Source organism: Actinoplanes rectilineatus, assembly GCF_000962825.1.
Classification (GTDB): domain Bacteria; phylum Actinomycetota; class Actinomycetes; order Mycobacteriales; family Micromonosporaceae; genus Actinoplanes; species Actinoplanes rectilineatus.
Genome location: NZ_JZKF01000035.1, coordinates 18,239 through 39,413, shown reverse-complemented (window position 1 = coordinate 39,413; position 21,175 = coordinate 18,239). Strand labels below are relative to the sequence as shown.

21 protein-coding genes are annotated in these 21,175 nt (G+C 71.5%); 11 read left to right on the top strand and 10 right to left on the bottom strand.

The features are described 5' to 3' along the window. Positions 1-30: 30 nt before the first annotated feature. Positions 31-1,047 (bottom strand): hypothetical protein, encoded by a 1,017-nt coding sequence (locus WH85_RS24965; protein ID WP_045744424.1) that lies wholly within the window; start codon positions 1,045-1,047, stop codon positions 31-33. Between the two features lie 61 nt (positions 1,048-1,108). Continuing rightward, positions 1,109-2,395, bottom strand: coding sequence for an MFS transporter (locus tag WH85_RS24960; protein ID WP_045744423.1), 1,287 nt, complete (start codon positions 2,393-2,395; stop codon positions 1,109-1,111). 122 nt (positions 2,396-2,517) lie between these two features. Here WH85_RS24960 and WH85_RS24955 point away from each other — a divergent pair, with 122 nt between their 5' ends. Next, positions 2,518-3,132 carry a 5-oxoprolinase subunit B family protein gene (locus WH85_RS24955; protein ID WP_045744422.1) on the top strand — a complete coding sequence of 205 codons (615 nt, stop codon included), beginning with the start codon at positions 2,518-2,520 and terminating at the stop codon, positions 3,130-3,132. A 38-nt stretch (positions 3,133-3,170) separates the two neighbouring features. Next, positions 3,171-4,037 (top strand): 5-oxoprolinase subunit C family protein, encoded by an 867-nt coding sequence (locus tag WH85_RS24950; protein WP_052720782.1) that lies wholly within the window; start codon positions 3,171-3,173, stop codon positions 4,035-4,037. A 216-nt stretch (positions 4,038-4,253) separates the two neighbouring features. Here the strand turns inward: WH85_RS24950 and WH85_RS24945 are convergent, their stop codons facing one another. Next, entirely contained in the window at positions 4,254-4,943 is a 690-nt protein-coding gene (locus tag WH85_RS24945) for a GntR family transcriptional regulator (RefSeq protein WP_045744420.1), read from the bottom strand. Positions 4,944-4,961: 18 nt separating this feature from the next. Then, positions 4,962-5,288 (bottom strand): hypothetical protein, encoded by a 327-nt coding sequence (locus tag WH85_RS24940; RefSeq protein ID WP_157411203.1) that lies wholly within the window; start codon positions 5,286-5,288, stop codon positions 4,962-4,964. 196 nt (positions 5,289-5,484) lie between these two features. Here WH85_RS24940 and WH85_RS24935 point away from each other — a divergent pair, with 196 nt between their 5' ends. Next, a complete protein-coding gene (locus tag WH85_RS24935) occupies positions 5,485-7,740 on the top strand; it encodes a putative bifunctional diguanylate cyclase/phosphodiesterase (RefSeq protein ID WP_245674079.1) in 2,256 nt (751 codons plus the stop codon). Between the two features lie 3 nt (positions 7,741-7,743). Here WH85_RS24935 and WH85_RS24930 read toward each other — a convergent pair whose 3' ends face one another. After that, positions 7,744-8,700, bottom strand: a complete 957-nt coding sequence (locus tag WH85_RS24930; RefSeq protein WP_245674078.1) for a serine hydrolase — start codon at positions 8,698-8,700, stop codon at positions 7,744-7,746. Positions 8,701-8,915: 215 nt separating this feature from the next. Between WH85_RS24930 and WH85_RS24925 the strand changes: the two genes are divergently transcribed. Then, positions 8,916-9,494, top strand: coding sequence for a DUF4232 domain-containing protein (locus WH85_RS24925; RefSeq protein ID WP_045744417.1), 579 nt, complete (start codon positions 8,916-8,918; stop codon positions 9,492-9,494). Here the strand turns inward: WH85_RS24925 and WH85_RS48990 are convergent. Next, the gene (locus WH85_RS48990) at positions 9,430-9,678 is read right to left on the bottom strand and encodes a hypothetical protein (RefSeq protein ID WP_083449241.1); all 249 of its coding nucleotides are present in this window, start codon (positions 9,676-9,678) and stop codon (positions 9,430-9,432) included. The two genes, WH85_RS24925 and WH85_RS48990, sit on opposite strands and share 65 nt — an antisense overlap. A 504-nt stretch (positions 9,679-10,182) precedes the next feature. Between WH85_RS48990 and WH85_RS24920 the strand changes: the two genes are divergently transcribed. From WH85_RS24920 to WH85_RS24910, 3 genes are all read left to right on the top strand, one after another. Then, complete coding sequence (locus tag WH85_RS24920) at positions 10,183-10,842, top strand: response regulator transcription factor (protein ID WP_045744416.1); 660 nt, start codon at positions 10,183-10,185, stop codon at positions 10,840-10,842. A 3-nt stretch (positions 10,843-10,845) separates the two neighbouring features. Further along, complete coding sequence (locus WH85_RS24915; protein ID WP_045744415.1) at positions 10,846-11,892, top strand: sensor histidine kinase; 1,047 nt, start codon at positions 10,846-10,848, stop codon at positions 11,890-11,892. A gap of 77 nt (positions 11,893-11,969) precedes the next feature. Next, a complete protein-coding gene (locus WH85_RS24910; RefSeq protein ID WP_045744414.1) occupies positions 11,970-13,181 on the top strand; it encodes a mannosyltransferase family protein in 1,212 nt (403 codons plus the stop codon). A 155-nt stretch (positions 13,182-13,336) separates the two neighbouring features. On the opposite strand, the gene WH85_RS24905 is transcribed toward WH85_RS24910, so the two are convergent. After that, positions 13,337-14,149: a Rossmann-fold NAD(P)-binding domain-containing protein gene (locus WH85_RS24905; RefSeq protein ID WP_045744413.1), complete on the bottom strand. Its 813-nt coding sequence runs from the start codon at positions 14,147-14,149 to the stop codon at positions 13,337-13,339. Beyond that, positions 14,146-15,123 (bottom strand): NADP-dependent oxidoreductase, encoded by a 978-nt coding sequence (locus WH85_RS24900; protein ID WP_045744412.1) that lies wholly within the window; start codon positions 15,121-15,123, stop codon positions 14,146-14,148. The genes WH85_RS24905 and WH85_RS24900 overlap by 4 nt, the downstream gene beginning before the upstream one ends. A 71-nt stretch (positions 15,124-15,194) precedes the next feature. Between WH85_RS24900 and WH85_RS24895 the strand changes: the two genes are divergently transcribed. Next, the gene (locus WH85_RS24895; RefSeq protein WP_045744411.1) at positions 15,195-16,178 is read left to right on the top strand and encodes a GlxA family transcriptional regulator; all 984 of its coding nucleotides are present in this window, start codon (positions 15,195-15,197) and stop codon (positions 16,176-16,178) included. A 143-nt stretch (positions 16,179-16,321) separates the two neighbouring features. Here WH85_RS24895 and WH85_RS24890 read toward each other — a convergent pair whose 3' ends face one another. Next, positions 16,322-17,212, bottom strand: a complete 891-nt coding sequence (locus WH85_RS24890) for an AraC family transcriptional regulator (protein ID WP_045744410.1) — start codon at positions 17,210-17,212, stop codon at positions 16,322-16,324. A gap of 115 nt (positions 17,213-17,327) precedes the next feature. Here WH85_RS24890 and WH85_RS24885 point away from each other — a divergent pair, with 115 nt between their 5' ends. From WH85_RS24885 to WH85_RS47390, 3 genes are all read left to right on the top strand, one after another. Beyond that, positions 17,328-18,491: an alpha/beta hydrolase fold domain-containing protein gene (locus tag WH85_RS24885; protein WP_245674077.1), complete on the top strand. Its 1,164-nt coding sequence runs from the start codon at positions 17,328-17,330 to the stop codon at positions 18,489-18,491. Next, positions 18,482-19,240 (top strand): SDR family NAD(P)-dependent oxidoreductase, encoded by a 759-nt coding sequence (locus WH85_RS24880; RefSeq protein ID WP_045744409.1) that lies wholly within the window; start codon positions 18,482-18,484, stop codon positions 19,238-19,240. The genes WH85_RS24885 and WH85_RS24880 overlap by 10 nt, the downstream gene beginning before the upstream one ends. 144 nt (positions 19,241-19,384) lie before the next feature. Further along, positions 19,385-20,236 carry a hypothetical protein gene (locus WH85_RS47390; RefSeq protein ID WP_052720777.1) on the top strand — a complete coding sequence of 284 codons (852 nt, stop codon included), beginning with the start codon at positions 19,385-19,387 and terminating at the stop codon, positions 20,234-20,236. A gap of 46 nt (positions 20,237-20,282) precedes the next feature. Here WH85_RS47390 and WH85_RS24870 read toward each other — a convergent pair whose 3' ends face one another. Beyond that, complete coding sequence (locus WH85_RS24870; protein ID WP_045744408.1) at positions 20,283-21,134, bottom strand: LLM class flavin-dependent oxidoreductase; 852 nt, start codon at positions 21,132-21,134, stop codon at positions 20,283-20,285. Positions 21,135-21,175: the final 41 nt, after the last annotated feature.

The following is a 21,175-nucleotide window of genomic DNA, read 5'->3' as shown; positions in this document are numbered from 1 at the left end:
CCGCCGCGCTCACCCGGCGGCACCAGAGGGTCAGCCGTTGAAGGCGTCCCAGGTGAATCCGGGATCACGGAACTCCCGCAGGGCCGCACGCTGCCGGCTGGCGATGCTCAGCTGCGTCCCCTCGAACGGGAACGTGATGGCGACCAGCCCGGGCGCCACGAAGATACGGGTCGGTTCCTCCGGGATGGGGGCCGGCGCCAACGGCACCGGCGTCAGCTTCCGCACGAATCGATCGCGCTGCTCCTCGGAGAGTTCGGCGTGGCCGGCGTACGGGGCTTCGAACACCGCCTCGGTCAGGGCGAACTGGAGCAGGAAGCCACTCAGGCGCTCGCGGTCCGGCAAGCCGTCGCCCCACACCCGCGGATCGTCCTCGCCCGGGTCGAACGATCGGCCCCAGACGCTTTGGTTCTCAGCCGCGAAGGGAACCCGCCCCCAGTCGTCGTAGTACAGCGCTCCCGGCGGGTCGACGCGATTGTGCGTCCCGTAGATCACCGGCCGACGGGCGGCCAGCTCGTAGAAGGCGAGCAACGGTTCCGGCAGCGGGACCGCTGACCGGACGGGTTCCGCCTCCTGCTCCGGGACGTCGGCGTACCAGCCGGTGAGGAACCGGCGCAGCGCCGCCGTCCGGTCCCGGGGCAGGTCGGTCAGCCAGTCGACGTCCGGCACCGGCTGCACCGCGGCCGGCCGGATCCGGTCCAGCACCGCGAAGGAGAGCGGCTGTTCGAGGACGAGGTCGTACCGGATCCCACCCCGGGAATGCACCTCCCCGAGGGGGACACAGCCCTCCGGCAGGCGCGCGAATCCGAGCCACGGAAGATCGAAGCGATGGAGCCAGTCCGGCACCGGGCCGGGGAATGGTCCGCTCAGTTCGATGCCGGTCCGGCTGTCCACCATGCTGCCGCCGGGGCGGTCCCCCGCGTCGACGATCAGCACGAAGGCGGCGTCGCCGCGCGCGTATGTCACCGGCCCCGCCTCGACCACCGCTGCGTTCGCCCCGGCCCGGCGCAGCGCCTCGTCGCCGGGGAGCACCGTCCACTCGTCAACCATCCGGTGATCATAGGAATGGTGACCGCGGGCGATGGACACGCCCGCGGTCACCACGGATTCGTCAGGCGGGCAGTGGGGTGGCGTCGGGGACCGGGGTCCGGGAGGTCTCCGGGGCGAAGGCCAGCGCCACCAGGGTCAGGCACAGTGCCCCCGCGACGTAGACCGAGACGGCGAAGGCGCTGCCGGTCGACGACACCAGCTGGATCGCGATGATCGGGGCGAGCGCGCCGCCGAAGATGCCGGCGATCTGGTAGCCCATCGAGGCGCCGGAGTAGCGCAGCCGGGTGGAGAACATCTCGGCGACGAACGCGGCCTGCGGACCGTACATGGCCGCGTGGGTGGCCAGCGCGACCACCACGGTCAGCACGATGACCAGCGTGTTCCCGGTGTCCAGCAGCGGGAAGAAGGCGAACGCCCACACCGCGGCGGCGACCGCCCCGGCCGCGTAGACCGGCCGCCGGCCCCACCGGTCGGAGAGCCCGCCGAACAGCGGAATCAGCAGCAGTTGCAGTCCGGAGGCGACCAGCACGCCGGTCAGGGCCACGGTCCGCGGCAGGCCGACGGTCCCGGTGACGTAGGTCAGCACGTACAGCGAAAAGGTGTAGAAGGCGACGTCGGTGCCGATCCGCGCGGCCATCGCGACCAGCAGGCCGCGCGGATGCCGGCGGATCACCTCGACGAGCGGGAGTTTCGCACGGCCACCCTCGGCAGCGACCTCAGCAAACGCCGGCGACTCCGTGACCGCGATCCGGATCCAGAGGCCCACCAGCACAAGCACGCCAGACAGCAGGAACGGAACACGCCATCCCCAGCTGAGAAAGGAACCCTCCGAAAGGGTTGCCGAGAGCACCCAGAGCACGCCGGAGGCGAGCAGGTTGCCCGCCGGGACGCCGACCTGCGGCCAGGAGGCGGACAGGCCACGACGCTCCGGGTGGCCGTGCTCGAGGGACATGACGACCGCGCCGCCCCACTCGCCGCCGAGGCCGAGGCCCTGCACGAAACGGAGCGTGACCAGCAGGATCGGTGCGGCCGCACCGATCGTCTCGTAGGTGGGTAGCAGTCCGATGAGGAAGGTGGCCCCGCCCATCAGGATCAGGGTGAAGACCAGGACGCCCTTGCGGCCGACCCGGTCGCCGAAGTGGCCGAAGACGATGCCGCCGAGCGGGCGGGCGACGAACCCGACCGCGTACGTGGTGAAGGCCAGCAGGGTGCCGGTGAGCGGCTCGAAGCCGGGGAAGAACAGTTTGCCGAAGACGAGGGCGGCGGCGGAGGCGTAGAGGAAGAAGTCGTACCACTCGAGGGATGTTCCGATGAGGCTGGCGAGGATGACGCGGCGACTGGCGGTCATGACTGGCTCCCTACGGGTGAACGTTGGGCTGCGTGGTGCCGTATGCCACACTCTAAAAATCGTTCAACAATCCGGCAATACCTCAATATGAAGAGTGTGTAACCCCGGGAGATCGGAGAGCCATGCGCGTACGCCGGGCCGGACCGTCGGCCGCCCTGCTCGAACTCGACGACGACGCCGCCGTGTTCGCCGCATACGACCTGCTCAGCGCGGCCCGGGCGGACGGCTCGCTGACCGCCACGGAGATCGTCCCGGCGGCCCGGACGATCCTGGTCGACGGCGTCGAGAATCCGGAAGAAGTCACGATGCTGCTGAGATCCGGCAAAACGAGCGCCCGGCAGGCCACCGCCCCCGGAACCGTGATCACGATTCCGGCCACCTACGACGGCGCGGACCTCGACGACGTGGCCCGGCTGTGGCACACCGACCGGTCCGGCGTCGTCGCGATCCACACCGGAACCACGTTCCGGGTGGCGTTCTGCGGATTCGCCCCCGGGTTCGCCTACCTGACCGGTCTTGATCAGGCGCACCACGTGCCGCGGCGGGCCACGCCCCGCACCCGGGTGCCGGCCGGCACCGTGGCACTCGCCGGCCCGTACAGCGGGATCTACCCGACCGCCTCTCCCGGCGGGTGGCAGTGCATCGGGCGTACCGCGGAGAAGCTCTTCGATCTTTCCCTTGATCCGCCCACACTGCTCACCCCCGGCACGATCGTTCGTTTCTGCGAGGAGCGGTGACCGCCCGGCTGGACGTGCTGCACAACGCCGGGCCGGACATGCTGCACACCGTCGGGTTGGAGGTGCTGCACGCCGGAGTCCGCACGACCGTGCAGGACCTGGGTCGGACCGGTTTCGCCCATCTCGGCGTGCCCCGGTCCGGTGCCGTCGACGCGGGCGCGCTGCGACTGGCGAACCGGCTGACCGGCAACCCGCCCGGCGCCGCCGGTCTGGAGATCCTGCTCGGCGGCGTACGGGTGCGGGCGACCCGCGCCGTCACCCTCGCGGTCACCGGGGCCCAGTGTCCGATCCGGATCGGCAGTCGGCCGGCCGATCCGGGCCTGCCGCTCGCCGTGCCCGCCGGCGCGGTCGTCACGATCGGCCGCGCGACCGCGGGACTGCGCGCCTACCTGGCCGTGGGCGGCGGAATCGCGGTGCCGCCGGTCCTCGGCAGCCGGTCCACCGACACCCTGTCCGGGCTCGGGCCCGATCCGGTACGCGACGGCGACCTGCTCCCGGTCGGCCCGGCGATCGGCCCGCCCCCGGGCGTGGACGTCGCGCCCTACCCGCCCCCGCCGCCGAACCTGCGGCTACGGGTGTGGCCGGGCCCCCGCGACGACTGGTTCACCCTGGCCGCGCGGGCCAGGCTGTTCGCCGCGGAATACCAGGTGTCGTCCGACACCGACCGGGTCGGCGCACGACTCACCGGCCCGCCCCTGGAGCGCGCGATCGACGGCGAACTCCCCAGCGAGGGCCTCGTCCTCGGCGCGATCCAGGTCCCGGCGGACGGCCGCCCCCTGATCTTCCTGGCCGACCACCCGACGACCGGCGGCTACCCGGTGATCGGCGTCGTCGACCCGGCCGACGTGGACCTGCTCGCCCAGGCGCGACCGGGAACACCCGTCCGGTTCACCGTGGTGGGGTGAGGGCCGGTCCGTGCTACCGTCCCGCGTTCATGATCAAATGCGGGAGAGACGATGTCTGAGCTGCAAGAACGATCACGGAGGCGATTCCGGTGAGACGCGCCGCCGGACACGTCTACTACGTCGGCGAGGAGGAGACCGGGCCTGGCGGCACTTCGACGGGCTGAGCCTCGGCGCGACCATCCTGGCGCTGAACGCGGGTGCCGGTGTGGCGATGACTCAGCCGGCGGCGGCGTAGGCGGCGAGCAACTGGGCCTCGGCGTCGTCGAAGTACCGCTGCAACGCCTCCTCGGCGGCCCGGGCGTCCCCCGCGGCCAGCAGGTCGGCCAGGGCGCGGTTGGCCGCCACGTACGGCTCGTGCAGCTGACGGGGGTCGGCCACCACCAGGAACACCAGGCGCAACTCGGCCAGCAGGGCACGGACCGCCTCGGCCACCCGGCGGCTGCCGGCCAGGTCGGCGATCGCCTGGTGGAACCGCATGTTGGCGGTGCCGACCGCGGGCCAGTCGCCACGCGCCGCCGCCTCGTCGGCCGCGTCGATCGCCGCACCGACCCGGGCCCGGTCCGCGGGCGACGCGGACGGCAGGTTGCGCAGCGCGCCGCACTCCAGGATCCGGCGGATCGCGTACAGGTCACGGATGTCGTCCTCGCTCAGCAGCCGCACGAACACCCCGCGGTTGAGCTGGTGCTCCAGCAGCCCCTCGTGGGACAGCAGCCGGAACGCCTCGCGCAGCGTGTTGCGGGAGATGCCCAGCGCCTCCCGCAGGTTCTCCTCGCTCAGCCGGGTGCCGGGAAGGAACACCCCCTCGGTGATCCGCTGCCGGAGGATGTCCGCCACCCGTTCAGCGGTGCTCCCCCGGTCGAGCAGCGCTCGATCGCCGGCCAGCCGGGCACCCCACTCCTCGATCACCGTTGAATCGTAGAACAATCAGGCGTTGAGGTCGGGACGGCCGGTCCGCGGGCGCACCACCCGTGCCTTCGCCCCGGCCCAGAACACCAGCGTCGTCGTCTTCCGGCCGTCGTCCTCGATCGTCACGTCGACCAGGCGCTCCCGGTAGTTGCGGTGCACGTACAGCACCTTCTGCAGGCGGGAGCCGACCACCAGCTCGTCGCCGACGTGCACCTTCGACACCGAATCCAGCAGGATGCTGTGCCCGACCACGTCCTCGGCGGCCACCGACGGCAGCGCGTCCATCCACTCCTGCCAGGGGTTGCGACCGTCGGGCGACGGCGGCGGATTCCAGATCACCGGCACGACGGCACCGCCGTCCGGACCGAGCACTCCCGCGATGAGCGGATCACGTTCAGGGCGGGCATGAAACTCCTCTCGTGCGGCTGCCAATGATGCCGCCGGGCAGAGCATGTATCGGCGGCTCGGGGCCGTGCCGTTAGGGGTGCGGGCCTGCGACCTCGGCTGCTCAGAACAGCCGCCGGCGTGCCGATGGAAGAACGTGACACCCCTGCTCGCGACCGGACGCGCCTCCCCCGAGCGCCACGCGCCGCCGAGTCAGGCCTCCCCGCCCCGGCGTGACGCCGCCCTGGCGTGGCGGTTCCTCACCGGGTCCGTACTGGTCGTGGTGGCGATCACCTTCGGCCCGGTGGTGGCCCGGGTGCCGTTGGGCATCGGCGCGAACGTCGCCGCGGTCATCGCCATCGGGTACGGCACCTTCCGGGTCGCCGACCGCGCCGACCGTACGCCATGGCGGTGGCTGTGGATCGCCAGTCTGCTGTTCCTGGCCGGTGCCAGCCTGCGTGTCACGGTCTCCGGCGCGGGCCGCCTGCCCGACATGCTGGTGATCCCCGGCTATCTCGCGGCCGCGTACGCCTTCGCCGGGATGCTGGTGCGCCGCCGGGCCGACCGCGACGACCCGGCCTGGATCGACGCCGTGCTGGTCGGAGTGACCTTCGCCTGCCTGGAGTGGACCTATCAGATAGCCCCGTCGTTCGGCGACGGCGATCCGCCACTGCTCACCGTCGTCACCGCGTTCCTGCCGGCCATCGACGTGGTGCTGCTGCTCCTGATCGGTCAGCAGTTCCTCTCCGGCGGTCTGCGCAGTCCCGCACTGTGGCTGCTGGTGCCGGGCATCGCCGGCCTGCTCACCGCGGACCTGATCGCCGCCACCCACCCCGGTCCGGCCGCCACCCTGTACGCCTCCACCTGCCTGATGACCGGCGCCGCCACCCTGCACCCGTCGATGCGCCAGCTCACCCGGCCGTCGCAGGCCCTGGTCCGCCGGCTGTCGCGCAAACGCATGGTGGGGCTCGGCTTCGTGCTGCTGGTACCGGTGATCGTCGCGACCGTCGAGCCGGCCGGCGGACCGCTGGACCAGAACGTCCGGGGCGTGCTCGTCGCCCTGCTCGTCGGGACGGTGCTGCTGCGAGTGGTCCGGTCCAACGACTCCCGTGCCCGCGCCGAGAACACCGTGCGCCGCCGGGCCACCCACGACGCGCTGACCGACCTGCCCAACCGGGAGCTGCTCAGCGACACGATCACCGCGTGGGGCGAGCGGGCCACCGCCGACCAGCAGGAGATCAGCCTGCTCTTCCTGGACCTCGACCGATTCAAGATGATCAACGACCACTGGGGGCACCAGGTCGGCGACGAACTGCTCTGCGCGGTCGCCGCCCGGCTCAGCGCCAACGTACGCGGCAGCGACCTGGTGTGCCGGATCGGCGGCGACGAGTTCGTCATCGCCCTGGCCAGCCCCTCGCACAGCATCCTCGCCGAGTCGGTCGCCACCCGGGCGCTCGGCCTGTTCACCGAGCCGTTCACGCTGTCGGTCGGCGACGTGGTCGTCTCCGCGTCGATCGGGGTGGCCAAGGCGGGCGGCGGCGCCGAGGCCGTCGAGCTGATCCGGGACGCGGACACCGCGATGTACAAGGCGAAGGATTCCGGGCGCAACGCGTACGCGTTGTTCGACACCTCGCTGCGCGACGAACTCCGTGACCGGATCACCCTGGAGCAGCAGTTGCGCGGTGCGCTCGCCCGGGGCGAGCTGTACGCCGCGTACCAGCCGATCGTCGACGTGGCCACCGGCGAGCTGGACGGCTTCGAGACGCTGATGCGCTGGGAGCATCCGCAGCTCGGCCTGGTGTCGCCGCTGCGGTTCATCCCGGTCGCCGAGGAGACCGGCCTGATCGTCGAGGCGGGCACCTGGCTGCTGCGCGAGTCCGCCGCCCAGCTCGCGGTCTGGCGGGCCGGCCGGCGACCCGGCGACCGCCCGCTGCACATCTCGGTCAACGTCTCGGTCCGCCAGCTGACGAACCGGGACCTGGTCGCGGTGGTCCAGGACATCCTCACCGAGACCGGCCTGCCACCGGGAGCGCTGTGGCTGGAGATCACCGAGTCCGGGGTGATGGAGGACATCGACACCGCCCTGGCCACCCTCGACGAGCTGCGGGAGCTCGGCGTCACGATGGCCATCGACGACTTCGGCACCGGCTATTCGTCGCTCAGCTATCTGAACCGGCTCCCGGTCGGCATCGTCAAACTCGACCGCTCGTTCATCAACGACGTCGGCCGGCACGGCGCGAACGAGTCGATCGTCCGCGCCGTGCTGGCCATGGCCGCGGCTCTCAACCTGCGCGTGGTCGCCGAGGGCGTGGAGACCGAACTCCAGCGCGACTGGCTCTGCGAGCAGGGCTGCGACCTGGCGCAGGGGTGGCTGTTCGGCAAACCCCTGCGCGCGTCGGAGACGGTGCTCTAGCGATCAGCCGCCGTGGTTCGGGTGGAACGGCTTGGGCAGAGTGCGGGGCAGCGTCGTCTCCGCGGTCCGCGCGGTGGCCGCCGCCGACGATCCGGGGACCGGCGGCAGGTTGTCGATCATCGTCCGGCCGATCACCGAGTGCGCCTGCACCGCCGGGTGGGTGGCGCCGTAGTTCTCGCCGTCACCCAGGCCCTCGGCGAACATCGCGTACGTCAGCAGCGGCACCCCGGTGGTGCTGAACATGATGCCCACCTCGTGCCGGGACTCGCCGAGGGTGTTGAAGTCGGCGCCGTACTTGGTGGCGACCCGCTCGCGCTCCCGCGACGACATCACCCGGCGCACCCCGTCGTGGTACCCGTTGATCCAGCGGGTGATGCTCAGCAGGAACTCGCACGACTCCGGCTTCAGCAGCGTCTTGGTGGCCAGCCGCCACAGCAGGTCGTGCATCTCGCGCGGGGTGGTGGTGCCCAGGTAGAACCGGTTCGGGTTGGCCACCGGCTCGACCCGGGTGTGCACGAAACCCTTGGCCGCCAGGATCTCGTTGAGCTCGACGGCCGGCACGACCCGGCCGCACATCCGGACCGCGGTGTTGTCCGAGACCAGCAGCATCGCGGTCAGGAAGTTCGCCACCGTGATCTGGTCGCCCCACACCCGGTGCAGGTGGTAGATCCCGGAACCGCCGAGGATGATGTCGGCCGGCAGGTCGAGCTTGGTCCCCAGGGTCAGCAGACCCCGGTCGATCTTGTCCATCACCGCGGTGGCGACGGCCAGCTTCTGCACGCTGTACCCGTACGTGACGTGGTCGGCGTCGTCCTCCAGGAACGGGGTGATCGTCCCGGTGGAGTCCACGGCCGCCATGTGGGTCCGCCAGAGACCACCGGCCTTCGCCTTCTCCGCCTGGTAGACCTCGGTGATCCGGGCCGTGCCACTGGTCGCTGCCTGTGCCGGGCTGCTGCTCATACCCACTCCCGCGGCCGCCGCCGCAGCGCCGAGACCGAGTGCCGAACGTCGGGACATACTGGTGGACATCGTTCTCCCTATATGGACGGACGGTGGACCACGCGGGACCGTACACCACCGCCGCCAGACACCCGCCGGATCCGGGGATACCGGCTTCGTGCCACCCCATCATCCCGCTCGACCGCCGGTTGCGCCGACACGGCAGGATCTTCCCCATGACACGCAAGCGGCCGCGCGCCTCGATGATCACCGTCCCGGTTCTGCTCGTCGCGGCCGTCGCCCTCGGATTCGTCGGCGGCGCCCGCGCCACCTCGGCGTCGGCCGAGGAGAGCACCCCCGAGGACACCACCGTCCCGGCCTGCCTCACCGAGGACCTGGGCGGCACGGTGACCGGTCAGCGCTCCGCGGAGTCCGGCGTCCGCGAGGCCCTGCTGCGTCTCACCAACACCTCCGGCCGCGCCTGCACCGTCCAGGGCAGCGTGGCGATCTCGCTGCTCACCCCGCCCGGCGAGGTCGTCGATGTGCCCACCAGCCGGCTCGGCCAGGACGACGGCGCGCTGATCACCCTCGCGCCGGAGGACAGCGCCTGGTCCCGTCTCCAGTGGGACCGCTGCGACGCGGACGCGAAGGGCTGCAGCGTCGGCGTGGCCCTGCAGTACGTCGCCGACGAGGCGTCGGCCGGTGAGGTCGCCGAGACGATCGCGGTGCCCGAGGCCGACGCGGCCGGCATCACGATGACGGCGCTGCGGGTCGGTGCGCTGACGCAGACCCGTCCCGCACCGGCCTCCCGGTAGCGGTCCGCGGCGGCTCCGCGACGATCACGATCTCGCGGGGCTGCTCCGCCCGGGACAACCGGGTGGTCAGCCACTCCTCCAGGCCGGCCGGGGTCAGTACGCTGCCCTGGCCCGCCGCCACGACGGTACGCAGCCGGTGGCCGAACGCGTCGTCCGGCACCGGTTCCACCAGCACGTCGGTCACGTCCGGATGCCCGGGCGTTCACGGCGGCCACCGGTCCGGCGTGGACGTTCTCCCCGCCCGAGACGATCATGTCGTCGAGGCGGCCGTCGACGAACAGCCGTCCGGCCGTGTCGAGACTCCCCCGATCGCCGGTGCCCATCCAGTGGCCCTTCCGGTGCCGGCCGCGGACCTGGATCTCACCGCCGGCCGGCGGCCGGCGCGGTGGCCGGGCCGCGACCGTGCCGCCGGCTCGCGAGCAGCAGCCGGGACGGCACAGTCCGGTCCCGGTGAGGACACGGACCGGCTCGGCCGCGTCGATCAGACGGACCCCACCACCTGCCGACACGATCCATCGGGCCGTTCTGGCGGGCCCCGCAGGATTTATCCGGGGGTTATCGCCCGCCCCCTACTGTTGTCGATCATGAAGGATCGGCCGGTACCGCCGGGTATGGTGGGATCTGCGCGGTCGTCGACCTCGATCCTTCCGGTGTCCGTCCGGTCCGATCGCGATCACAGGGATTGTTCATGCGTGTTCTTGTCGCCGACGACGAACGACTGTTCGCCGACCTCCTCGCCGCCGGTCTGCGGCGGCAGGCGATGGCGGTGGACGTCTGCTACGACGGCGACGCCGCCATCGAGCGCCTGGGCGTCAACTTCTACGACGTGGCGGTGCTGGACCGGGACATGCCCGGCAGCACCGGCGACGACGTCTGCCGGTGGATGCGGGCGCACGACAGCGCGGCCCGGGTGCTGCTGCTGACCGCGGCCGGCAGCGTGTACGACCGGGTGGAGGGCCTGCGCCTGGGCGCCGACGACTACCTCACCAAGCCGTTCGCGTTCGCCGAGCTGGTCGCCCGGCTGGAGGCGCTGGCCCGGCGGACCGCCCCCGCCCTGCCGCCGGTGCTGGAACGCGACGGCGTGGTGCTCGACGTCGGAGCCCGGACCGCGACCCGCAACGGCCGGGACCTCGACCTGACCGTCAAGGAGTTCAGCCTGCTCCGCGCGCTGATGCGGGCCCAGGGGCAGGCGGTCAGCGTGGAGGACCTGCTGGAACAGGTGTGGGACGAGAACATCGACCCGTTCACCAACGTCGTGCCGGTGACGGTCGGCAAACTGCGCCGTAAGCTCGGCGACCCGGCCGTGATCCACACCGTGCCCCGCGCCGGCTACCGGTTCGGGGCCTGACCGATGCACCTTCGCACCGTACGCGCGCGGCTCCTGCTGGTTATGCTGGTCGCGACCAGCGCAGTGATGGTGGTACACCGGTTCTGGTTCACTCTCTCCTGGTTCTCCTGGGGGGACGTCGAGATCTGCGGCGACGTCGTCTACGGGTTCTGCGGCACCGTGCAGCGCAACAGCCCGGTCACGTCGATCACCCTGTACCTGCTGGTCGTCGCGGTCATCCTGCTGCTGTACCGGCCGGTGAGCCGGTGGGTGCTGGCCCCGGTGCACGACCTGATCCCGCTGGTCGACCAGGCCGGCCCGCAGAACCTGGGTCTGCGCATTCCGGCCGGCCGACGCCGGGACCGGGAGGTGGCGGCACTCACCACCGCGATCAACGCCATGCTCACCCGGCTCGCCGCGGGCTACGAGGGGCAGCGCAGCTTCGCCGCCAACGCCTCCCACGAACTGCGGACCCCACTCGCCCTGCAACGCATGATCATCGAGGTCGGCATGGCCGAACCGCTCACCGCCGAGCAGTCCGCCCTGGTCACCGGCCAGCTCCTGCAGGCCAACGAGCGCAGCGAACGCATCATCGAGGGCCTGCTCACCCTGAGCCAGGCCGAGCAGGGCGTCGTCGCGCACACCCCGCAGCGTCTCGACGCGATCGCCGCGGACGTGGTCGAGGCACACCGCACCGGGGATGTCACCCTCACCAGCGAGGTACGGCCCAGCACGGTCGACGGTGACCGGGTGCTGCTGGAACGCCTGGTCGGCAACCTGGTCCACAACGCCGTCAAGTACAACCGGCCCGGCGGCACCGTCCACGTCACCGTCGAGGCGACGGGCACGCTCACCGTGACCAACACCGGACCGGTCGTCCCGGCCGCCGAGGTCGCCCGGCTCTTCGAACCGTTCACCCGCCTGCACGGCGACCGCATCGACCACACCGGCGGCAGCGGACTCGGCCTGGCGATCGTGCGGGCCGTCGTCCGCTCGCACGACGGCACCATCGACGCCGTACCGAACCCGGACGGTGGTCTGCGGATGACCGTCACGCTCCCACCCCGCTGATCCCGCTCGTCCCGTCCCGCGAGGCCCCCGGCCCGGCGGTCGATGCCGCGCGCCCTGATCCGTAAGGAAAGCCCCCGATGACCCTCATGTCGGCTCCACCCACCACCACCCCGATCGTCGTCCCGGCCCAGCGCGGCAGCACCGTCACGCTGCACCGGCCGTGGCGGGCCGCGCTGCTGGCCGCCCTGGCGGTGTGGTCGGCCACCACCGTCGCCCGGCTCGCGGTGAGCGCCCTGGCCTGGCTGCCCCGCGGCGGCGACGAGATCCCCGGCCTGACGAGCATCCTGCTCGGCTGGAACCGGTGGGACGCCGGGCACTACGTGCAGATCGCCGAGAGCGGCTATCACCTGGGACCGGGTTATCCGGCGTTCTATCCGCTCTACCCCCTGCTGATCCGGCTGTTCGACCCGCTACTGCCCGGCGGCGCCCTGATCAGCGCACTGGTGATCGCCAACGCGGCGGCGTTCGGCACGCTCGCGGTGCTGCACCGGCTGGCCGACCACGAGTTCGGTCCCCGGGCCGCCCAGCGGACCATCTGGTACCTGGCCGCGTTCCCGACCGGGTTCTTCCTCTTCATCGGCTACAACGAGTCGCTCTTCATCCTGCTCAGCCTGAGTGCGCTGTACGCCGCCCGCCGCGGCCACTGGTGGCTGGCCGGCGCCCTGGGCGGCCTGTCGTCGGGCGCCCGGCTGTTCGGTCTGCTGCTCGTGGTGCCGCTGGCGATCGAGTACCTCCGGCAGATCGGCTGGCGCCCACGCCGGATCCGCCCGGACGTGGCCGCCCTCGCCCTGGTCCCGGTCGGCCTGCTCAGTTACAGCGTCTACTGCCTGGTGGAGCTCGGCGATCCGCTCGCGTTCAGCGTCGCCCAGGACCAGTGGGGCCGGGAGTACACCGTCCCGGGCGGGGCGTTGCTGACCGCCTTCCAGCAGACCGGCGGGCACCGCCTGCTCGACCCGGTGACGATCGCCGCCCTGCTGGACGCGGGCACCGTGCTGGTCGCGATCGGACTGCTGGTCCTCTGCCTCGCCGGCCCGTACCGCTTCCGCCGGGACCAGGTCTACCTGGTGGTGCACGCCGCCCTCGCCTTCGCCGTGCTGACCACCACCGAGGTCGGCGGCCGGGCGATGATGTCGGCGTCGCGCTTCACCCTGGAGGCCGCCGCGGTCTTCCTGGTGCTGGCCCGGATCGGCGCGGGGCGGACCGCCGACCGGACGATCCTGGTGATCGGGATGGCCCTGCAGGCGGTCTTCCTGGCCACGTACATGGTCGGCGCCTTCATGGTCGCCTGACCGGGCCCGGCCGTCACGGTGTGCCGGTCCCGTTGTGCCGGGCGTCGGTGCCGCGGCTGCTCACCCAGCGGGACGGGCTCGGGGCGACCAGCGTCCGCCCGAGCCGCAGCAGCGCGGCGAGGGCGAAGACGCCGAGACCGGCGAGACCGTGCCGATCAGGCCGGGAGCTGGGAACGGTGACGCACGGCCCAGTCCCACAGCGTCCGCGCCGGCCGCCCGGTGACCTCCTCGACCACACCGGTCACCCGCTCCTGGCTGCCGGACGCGATGATCCGGTCGAGCCCGGCCATCCGGGCCGCCGCGGCCGCCGGCAGGAACGTCTCCAGGTAGGCCCGCAACTCCTCCGGCTCGACCGCGCGGTGCCGCAGCGGCACGCCGGTGACCTCGCTGATCACCGCGGCGACGTCCGTGTAGCTGACCGCCTCCGGACCGGTGAGCAGCCAGTCGGTGTTCGGCGGCGGACCGGTCAGCGCCCGGACCGCCACGTCGGCGATGTCGTCCACGTCGATCAGGGCCACCCGCGCGTCGCCGGTCGCGGTGATCAGCTCACCCCGGTCGGCGATGCTGCGGGCGTGCGGGTGCGCACCGACGAGGTTCTGCATGAACCAGGTCGGGCGCAGCACCGCCCACTCCGCGAACAACGTCGGCACCAGGGCGTGCACCCGGCCGAGACCGGGGCCGCCGGATTCCGCCGGGGCGACACTGAGCAGGACGATCCGGCGCACTCCCTGGCGGGCCGCCCGCTCCAGGAACGGCCCCATCACCCCGACCGGGTCCGGGTCGCCGACCGGCGCCACCAGATAGGCGCTGTCCACCCCGGACAGGGCATCATCGTGGGTGTCCGGTTCGTACCAGTCGAAACCGGTCAGGCTCCGGGAGGCGGCGACGACCTCACGGCCCTGCTCCCGCAGCCGTCCGGCGACCCGGCTGCCGGTCTTGCCGGCCGCGCCGACGACCAGGGTCCTCACGCCTCGTCGCCGCCGACCGACAGGACGATCTTCCCGCGGGTCCGGCCGGACGCCATCGCGACGTGCGCGTCGGCGACCTGCGCCAGCGGGAACACCCGCGCCACCTCGACCGTGACCGTGCCGTCGTCGATCAGGCCGGCGATGGTGGCCAGGGCGGTGCTGTCCGGTTCGACGAGGAAGAGCTTCACGCGTACCCCCAGAGCCTCTGCCGCGTCAGCGGCCTCCCGCGACGCCGCGCTGGGGACCGAGACGAGCAACCCACCGCGGCGCAGGGTCCTGACCGCCGGAAGGTCGCCGCCGACCAGGTCGATCACCACGTCGACGTCGCCGACCTGCTCGTCGAGCGGCTTGGTGGTGTAGTCGAGCACCTCGTCGGCGCCGAGGCCGGCCACCCACTCCTGGTTGCGCGGACCGGCCGCGGCGATCACATGCGCGCCCAGGTGCTTGGCGAACTGCACCGCGAAATGCCCCACCCCACCCGCCGCGGCGGTGATCAGGACACGCTGCGCGGGCTCGATCCGCACGGTGTCCACCAGCACCTGCCACGCGGTCAGGGCCGCCAGGGGTACGGCCGCAGCCTGCACGAAGTCCGTCGATCGGGGCATCGGGGTGAAGTGGCGGGCGGGGGCTGTCACGTATTCGGCGTAGGCGCCGGCCGCCCGTGGGAACCACGGCATGCCGTAGACCCGGTCGCCGGGGGCGAGCGTGGTCACGCCGTAGCCGACCGCCTCGACCACCCCGGCCACGTCCCAGCCGAGGATGAACGGCGGCTCGCCCAGCACCCCGGCCATGCCCATGCCCTCGCGGGTCTTCCAGTCCACCGGGTTGACGCCGGCGGCGTGCACCCGGACCAGCACCTCGGTCGGCAGCGGCGACGGGCGCTCGACAGTCTCCAGGGCGAGCACCTCCGGGCCGCCGAAGGAGTGCTGCCGGACCGCGGTCATCGTGTTCTCGTTCGTTCCCTCGTTCGTCATGATCAGTAGTTTTCTTCCTCGGCCGACCGCCGGACAGTGGCACGAAGGGCAATCAACGTAAGATTCGTGCCATGGTTCATCGTGTCGTCGTCCTCGCCCTGCCCGATGTCATGCCGTTCGATCTGGGCATCCCCGCCCGCGTCCTCAACGAGGCCCTGGACGCCGACGGCCGGCGCCTCTACGAGGTGACCACCTGCTCGCTCGGCGGCACACCCGTCCCGACGAACGCCGGGTTCCGCATCGACGTCGACCACGACGAGACCGCGCTGGCCACGGCGGACACCGTCGTGGTCGCCACCCAGGAACCGACGGCGCCGCTGCTCGCCTCGGGCACCGCCGACCCGGCCACGATGACGGCACTGTCCCTGATCCGGCCGGACACCCGGGTGATCAGCACCTGCACGTCGGCGTTCCTGCTCGCCGCGGCCGGCCTGCTCGACGGCCTGGCGGCGACCACCCACTGGGCGCTCGCCGATGACCTCGCCCGACTGTTCCCGCAGGTGGAGGTCCGGCCCGACGTGCTGTTCGTGGACGCCGGACGGGTGCTGACCTCGGCCGGCGCGGCCGCCGGCATCGACCTGTTCCTGCACGTGGTCCGGCTCGACCACGGCGCCCGGGTCGCCAACGACGCGGCCCGGCGCTGCGTGGCCGCCCCCTGGCGCGACGGCGGGCAGGCCCAGTTCATCCAGCGCCCGACCCCACCGGTGACGGCGGCCGGCACCGGCCCGACCCGCGAATGGGCGTCCCGCCACCTAGACCGGCCACTGACCATCGCCGACCTGGCCCGGCACGCGACGATGAGCAAGCGCACGTTCAGCCGGCACTTCGTGGCGGAGACCGGTGTGACACCGGTCCAGTGGCTGATCGCGCAGCGCATCGACCGCGCCCGCACCCTGCTGGAGACGAGCGACATGCCGGTCGAACGGATCGCCACCGAGGCGGGTTTCGGCAGCGCCACCCTGCTGCGGCAGCACCTGCACGCCACGCTGGGCGTGACCCCGCAGAGCTACCGCCGCACGTTCCGCGGCACCCCCGCCTCCCTGGTCACCACGTAGACGCCGACGACCTGGACGCCATCGTCCCACCGGCCCGGCGGCTCGCACGCCGATCGGCTGACGCCTCCGCCAGGTTCCGCAGGAGACCCGAAGATCGTCGACCACTCCGGAGGAGTTCGCGGAAACTCAACGGCCGTGGCGTCTTACCGCACAGCGTCGATGAGTCGGCCGGCCCTGGTGTCCTGGCTGGGGGCGACGCCGAACTGGCGGCGATACTCGCGGCTGAACTGGGACGGGCTCTCGTAGCCGACGCGGCGGCTCACGCCGGCCACGTCGGCCGGTGTCGCGGCCAGCATCAGGCGGGCCTGCTGCAACCGGATCTGCTTCTGGAACTGGATCGGGCTCATCGCGGTCACCGCCTGGAAGTGGCGATGGAATGCGGACACGCTCATCCCGGAAAGCTGGGCCAGATCAGCCACCCGGAACGCCGCCGCATAGTGCTCGCGGATCCACCGCACCGCCCGTGCCACCTGGGTCAGGCCGCTGTCCGCCAGACCGAACTGCCGGACCACGGCGCCCTGGTCTCCGGTGATCACCCGCCAGAGGATCTCCCGTTTGATCAGCGGCGCGAGTACCGCCGCGTCCCGCGGGCTGTCGAGCAGGCGAACCAGGCGCAGCACCGCGTCCAGCAGTTCGGGCGGGGCGTCGCTCACCGCGAGCGCCGACGGCGGGCCGGCCGGAGCCGGTGGCAGGTCTCCCGGGGCGGCCGCGAGTAGCAGCGCCGCGACCTCGGCCGGACGCAGGATCAGGCCGACCCCGAGGGCCGGCCGTTCCGGGGAGATGCCGAGGAATTCGCCGGTCACCGGCAGGTCGACGGAGGCCACGAGATACTGCTGCGCCCCGTACTCGTAAAGACGATCTCCCAAAGCCAGACGCTTCGTCCCCTGCGCGACCACCGCCAGCACCGTGCCGGTCATCGAGGGTGTCTCCGGCTCCTGGTCGGCGATCCGGGAGAGCAGCACGTCATCGATGTCAGTGGACTGGTCGTCGCGGGCGTGACGGGTGATGAGCGAGCGCAGCTCGTCGAGACTCATGGGCACCTCATGGCAGGATCAGGCAAGCATGGAGGAGCTTCATTCTAACGTTTTCGCTGTCAATGCTGATTCCATAGAGGAACCAAGTTACCCCGTTGAGAGGAGTGAGCGAGGAATGAGCATGGACAGCGGCTACGGATTCCACGCCACGGTGACCGCCCTGCCCGGCCACGGCGACGAGGTGGTGGCGCTGCTGAACGACGCGCCCGCCGTGCCCCATCCGGACTGTGTCACCTTCGTGGTCGACCGTTCGGACACCGACCCGGACACGATCCACGTCACCGAGGGCTGGACCAGCGAGGCGGCCCACCGCGCCTTCTTCGGCACCGCACCCGCGCAGGCCCTGGTCGCCGCGTTGCAGCCGCTGCTGCGGGTCACCACGCGCCCCAGCTACGATCCGGAACTCTCCACCCTGCTGGCCGGAATGCCGGCGATGCCGGACCTCACCGCCTCCTCCCTGGACATGATCCGCACGTTTGCGGACGCACCCCCGCCGGAGCGGCCCGTGGAGAACATCGGCGACACTTTGTCGATCATCAGGCCGGAGGGCGCTCCGGCCACGAACGCACCCTGCGTCTACTGGATCCACGGCGGCGGCATGGTGATGGGCAACCGCTGGTCCCAGATCGACATCCCTCTGGAGTGGCAGGACCGGCTCGGCGCCGTCGTCGTCACGGTCGATTACCGGCTCGCGCCCGAGTTCACCGGCACCACCGCCGCCGAGGACTGCCACCGGGGCCTGACCTGGATCGCCGAGCACGCCACCGAACTCGGTATCGACCCGGAGCGGATCATCGTGGCCGGCGCCAGCGCGGGCGGCGGGCTCGCGGCCGCCGTCACCCTGATGGCCCGCGACCGGAACGGACCGACCATCGCCGGCCAGATCCTGATCGGCCCGATGCTCGACCACCGCAACGACACCGTCTCGGCCCGGCAGTTCTCCGGCGTACCGGCCGTCTGGACCCGGGAGGCCAACGCCTTCGCCTGGCGGTCCCTTTCCTGGTACGAGTCACCGGCGCTCGCCGGTGACCTCGCCGGCCTGCCCGCCACCTACCTCGACTGCGGTTCGGCCGAGGTGTTCCGGGACGAGACGGTCACGTTCGCGAACCGGATCTGGACCGCCGGCGGCAGCGCCGAGTTGCACGTCTGGTCCGGCGGGTGCCACGGTTTCGACGCGCTCTTCCCTGACGCCGCTATCGCGGTGGCCGCGCGCCGGACCCGCGGCGACTGGCTGGCCCGTCTGCTGTCCGGCGACAAGGCGGTCCGATCATGCGGGTAGCTGTCATCACCGGTGCCAGCTCCGGGATCGGACAGAGCGCCGCCGTCCACATCGCCCGTCGCGACACCGGAGTCATCCTGACCTTTCGCGGTAATCCGGCCGGAGCCCGGGACACCGTCGCCACCATCGAGAAGGAGGGCGGCACCGCCGTGGCGCTGCCGCTCGATCTCGGGCAGTCCACATCGTTTCCGACCTTCCGCGACGCGCTGACCGCCACCCTCCGCTCGACGTGGCAGCGCGACGATTTCGACTTCCTGGTCAACAACGCGGGTGCCAGTGGTTCGGCACCGTTCCCGGAGACCACCGAGGCCATGTTCGACGACCTCCAGCGGGTGCTCCTGAAAGGCCCGTACTTCCTGACCCAGGCGCTCCTGCCGCTGCTCGCCGACGGCGGGGCGATCGTCAACGTGGCCAGCAACTCCGCGTCGTTCAGTGGGCTGGAGCCGGGCTACTCCGCCTACGGTTCACTGAAGGGTGCCCTGGTGGTCCTGACCAGGTATCTGGCCAAGGAGCTGAGCCCGCGTGGCATCCGGGTCAACGCTGTCTCGCCCGGCTCCACCCGGACCCGGATCGCCGACGACGCCTTCGAGCGATATCCCGAGGTCATCCCGGCTCTGGCGGCGAAGACCGCGCTGGGCCGGGTCGGCGAACCCGACGACATCGGTGCGGTGATCGCCACGCTGCTCACCCCGGACTGCGCGTGGGTGACCGCACAGGACATCGAGGTGTCCGGAGGTTACAACATCTAGTTCGTCACGGGATTGATCCGAAGACCACACAGCCACCGTATTGCCAGGGAAGAACTGCAGGCATGCGGAAGGATGGTCTCGTTCGTGAATCCGGCGTACTCGGATCATCCCACAGGAACCGACGAAACAGCGCGCCCCGAAGGAGTGACTGACCCGGATGAGCCCGGGCAGTATCGGCGGCAGCGTGTCGCATACCTGGACTCGGACGACAACTCGTGGTCCGGCTCCGGGCCGAACATGTACGCGAACGACTGGTCCACGAGCCGCAAACGCCGGCATCGGGCGCGGCGGTCGGGGCGTACGAAATCCGTCCTGATCGCGGTGAGCCTCCTCTCGGCCACCGTGGGCGGGTTCGTGGCCGTCGGCGGCACCGACCGCCTGACCGACATGCCGCTGATCATCGACGCTGCCTTCCTGCAGGGGCCGGACGACGCGGTCGAAGTTCCGCGGGCCCAGGCGGGCGTCGCCCCGCAGGTGAGCGCCTCGGCCAAGCCGTCCGCCGCCGCGGCGCCGTCCGGTTCCGCCAAGGCGACACCGAAGGCGTCCAAGTCGACCCGACCACCCGAGCCGATCGCCGGCCTCAACCAGACGCAGATGAACAACGCGGTGGTGATCGTCGAGGTCGCCCGCAAGCGGAAACTCCCCCGCCGGGCGATGCAGGTGGCGCTGATGACCGGTCTGCAGGAGTCCAGCCTGCGCAACCTGGCCAACACCACCATCCCGGCGTCCCTCAGGCGGCCGCACGAGGGGACCGGCGACGACTTCGACTCGCTCGGCGTCTTCCAGCAGCGCCCGAGTCAGGGGTGGGGCAGTGTCAAGGAGCTGATGAACCCGACGTACGCCGCGGACGTCTTCTACGACCGGCTGCTCAAGGTGGACGACTGGGAGGACAAGGACTTCGGCGAGGCGGCGCAGGCGGTGCAGCGGTCGGCGCTGCCGGACGCGTACGACAAGCACGAGGAGCGGGCCACCAAGCTCATCGACACCCTGCTGTGACCCGGGACCGGCCCACGGCGGACGCCGGGCCGGCCCCGGGATGGGATCAGAGGACGACCTCGGCGATCCGCTCGATCTCGTCGAGGTCGGTGGTGGCCGGGTTGATGATGAATTCGTCCGCGCCGTGATCCTCGTAGATCTTGACGGCGTCACGGATGGCCTGCGCACCACCGGTGACACCGGAGAGGACCAGGTCGAGGAACTCCGGCATGACCTTGTAGTACTCGTGGACGTTGGCCTTGGCCACCTCGAGGTCACCCATCGTGGCGTAGCCGATGCCGATCAGGCGGGGCTCGCCGGTGCGGCCGGCCTCCTTCCACGCGGCCCGCATCGCGTCGAAGGGCTGGGCGGCGTACGCGGCCGGGACCGAGCCGGCGACGTACCCCTCGCCGAGGCGGGCCGCCCGGGCGAAGGTGGCCGGCGCGTTGCCCCCGAAGATCAGCGGGATCTGCCGGGTGCCGGCGGGTACAGCCGGCTGGTCGCTGCCGGGCAGGTTCTTGCCCGCCCATACGTCCCGGTAGGTCTCCAGGTCGGCGTCGAAGCGTTTGCCGAGGCCCCGCGGTCCGCGGCCCTCGGCGACGAAGTCGTCGTCGCGCCCACCAAGCCCGATTCCCAGGGTGAGCCGTCCGCCGGACACGCCGTCGATGCCGGCCAGTTCCTTGGCGAGCAGGACGGCCGGCCAGACCGGGCCGAGCAGGACATTGGTGAACAGGCCGATGGTGCTGGTGGCGCCGGCGGCCGCGGCGAGGGCGACGGTGTCCATCACACCGGGGAAGGCGATACGGCCGACCGTGCCGAGCGACGAGAAGCCGGCCGCTTCGGCCCGGCGCGCCCACTCGGGGATGATCGCCGGGTCGACGTTCGCGATCTGGTTCGGGATACCGATTCCGATCTTCACAGCGCCTTCTTCCGTAGAGCTATTTGTTTCCTCAACGAAAC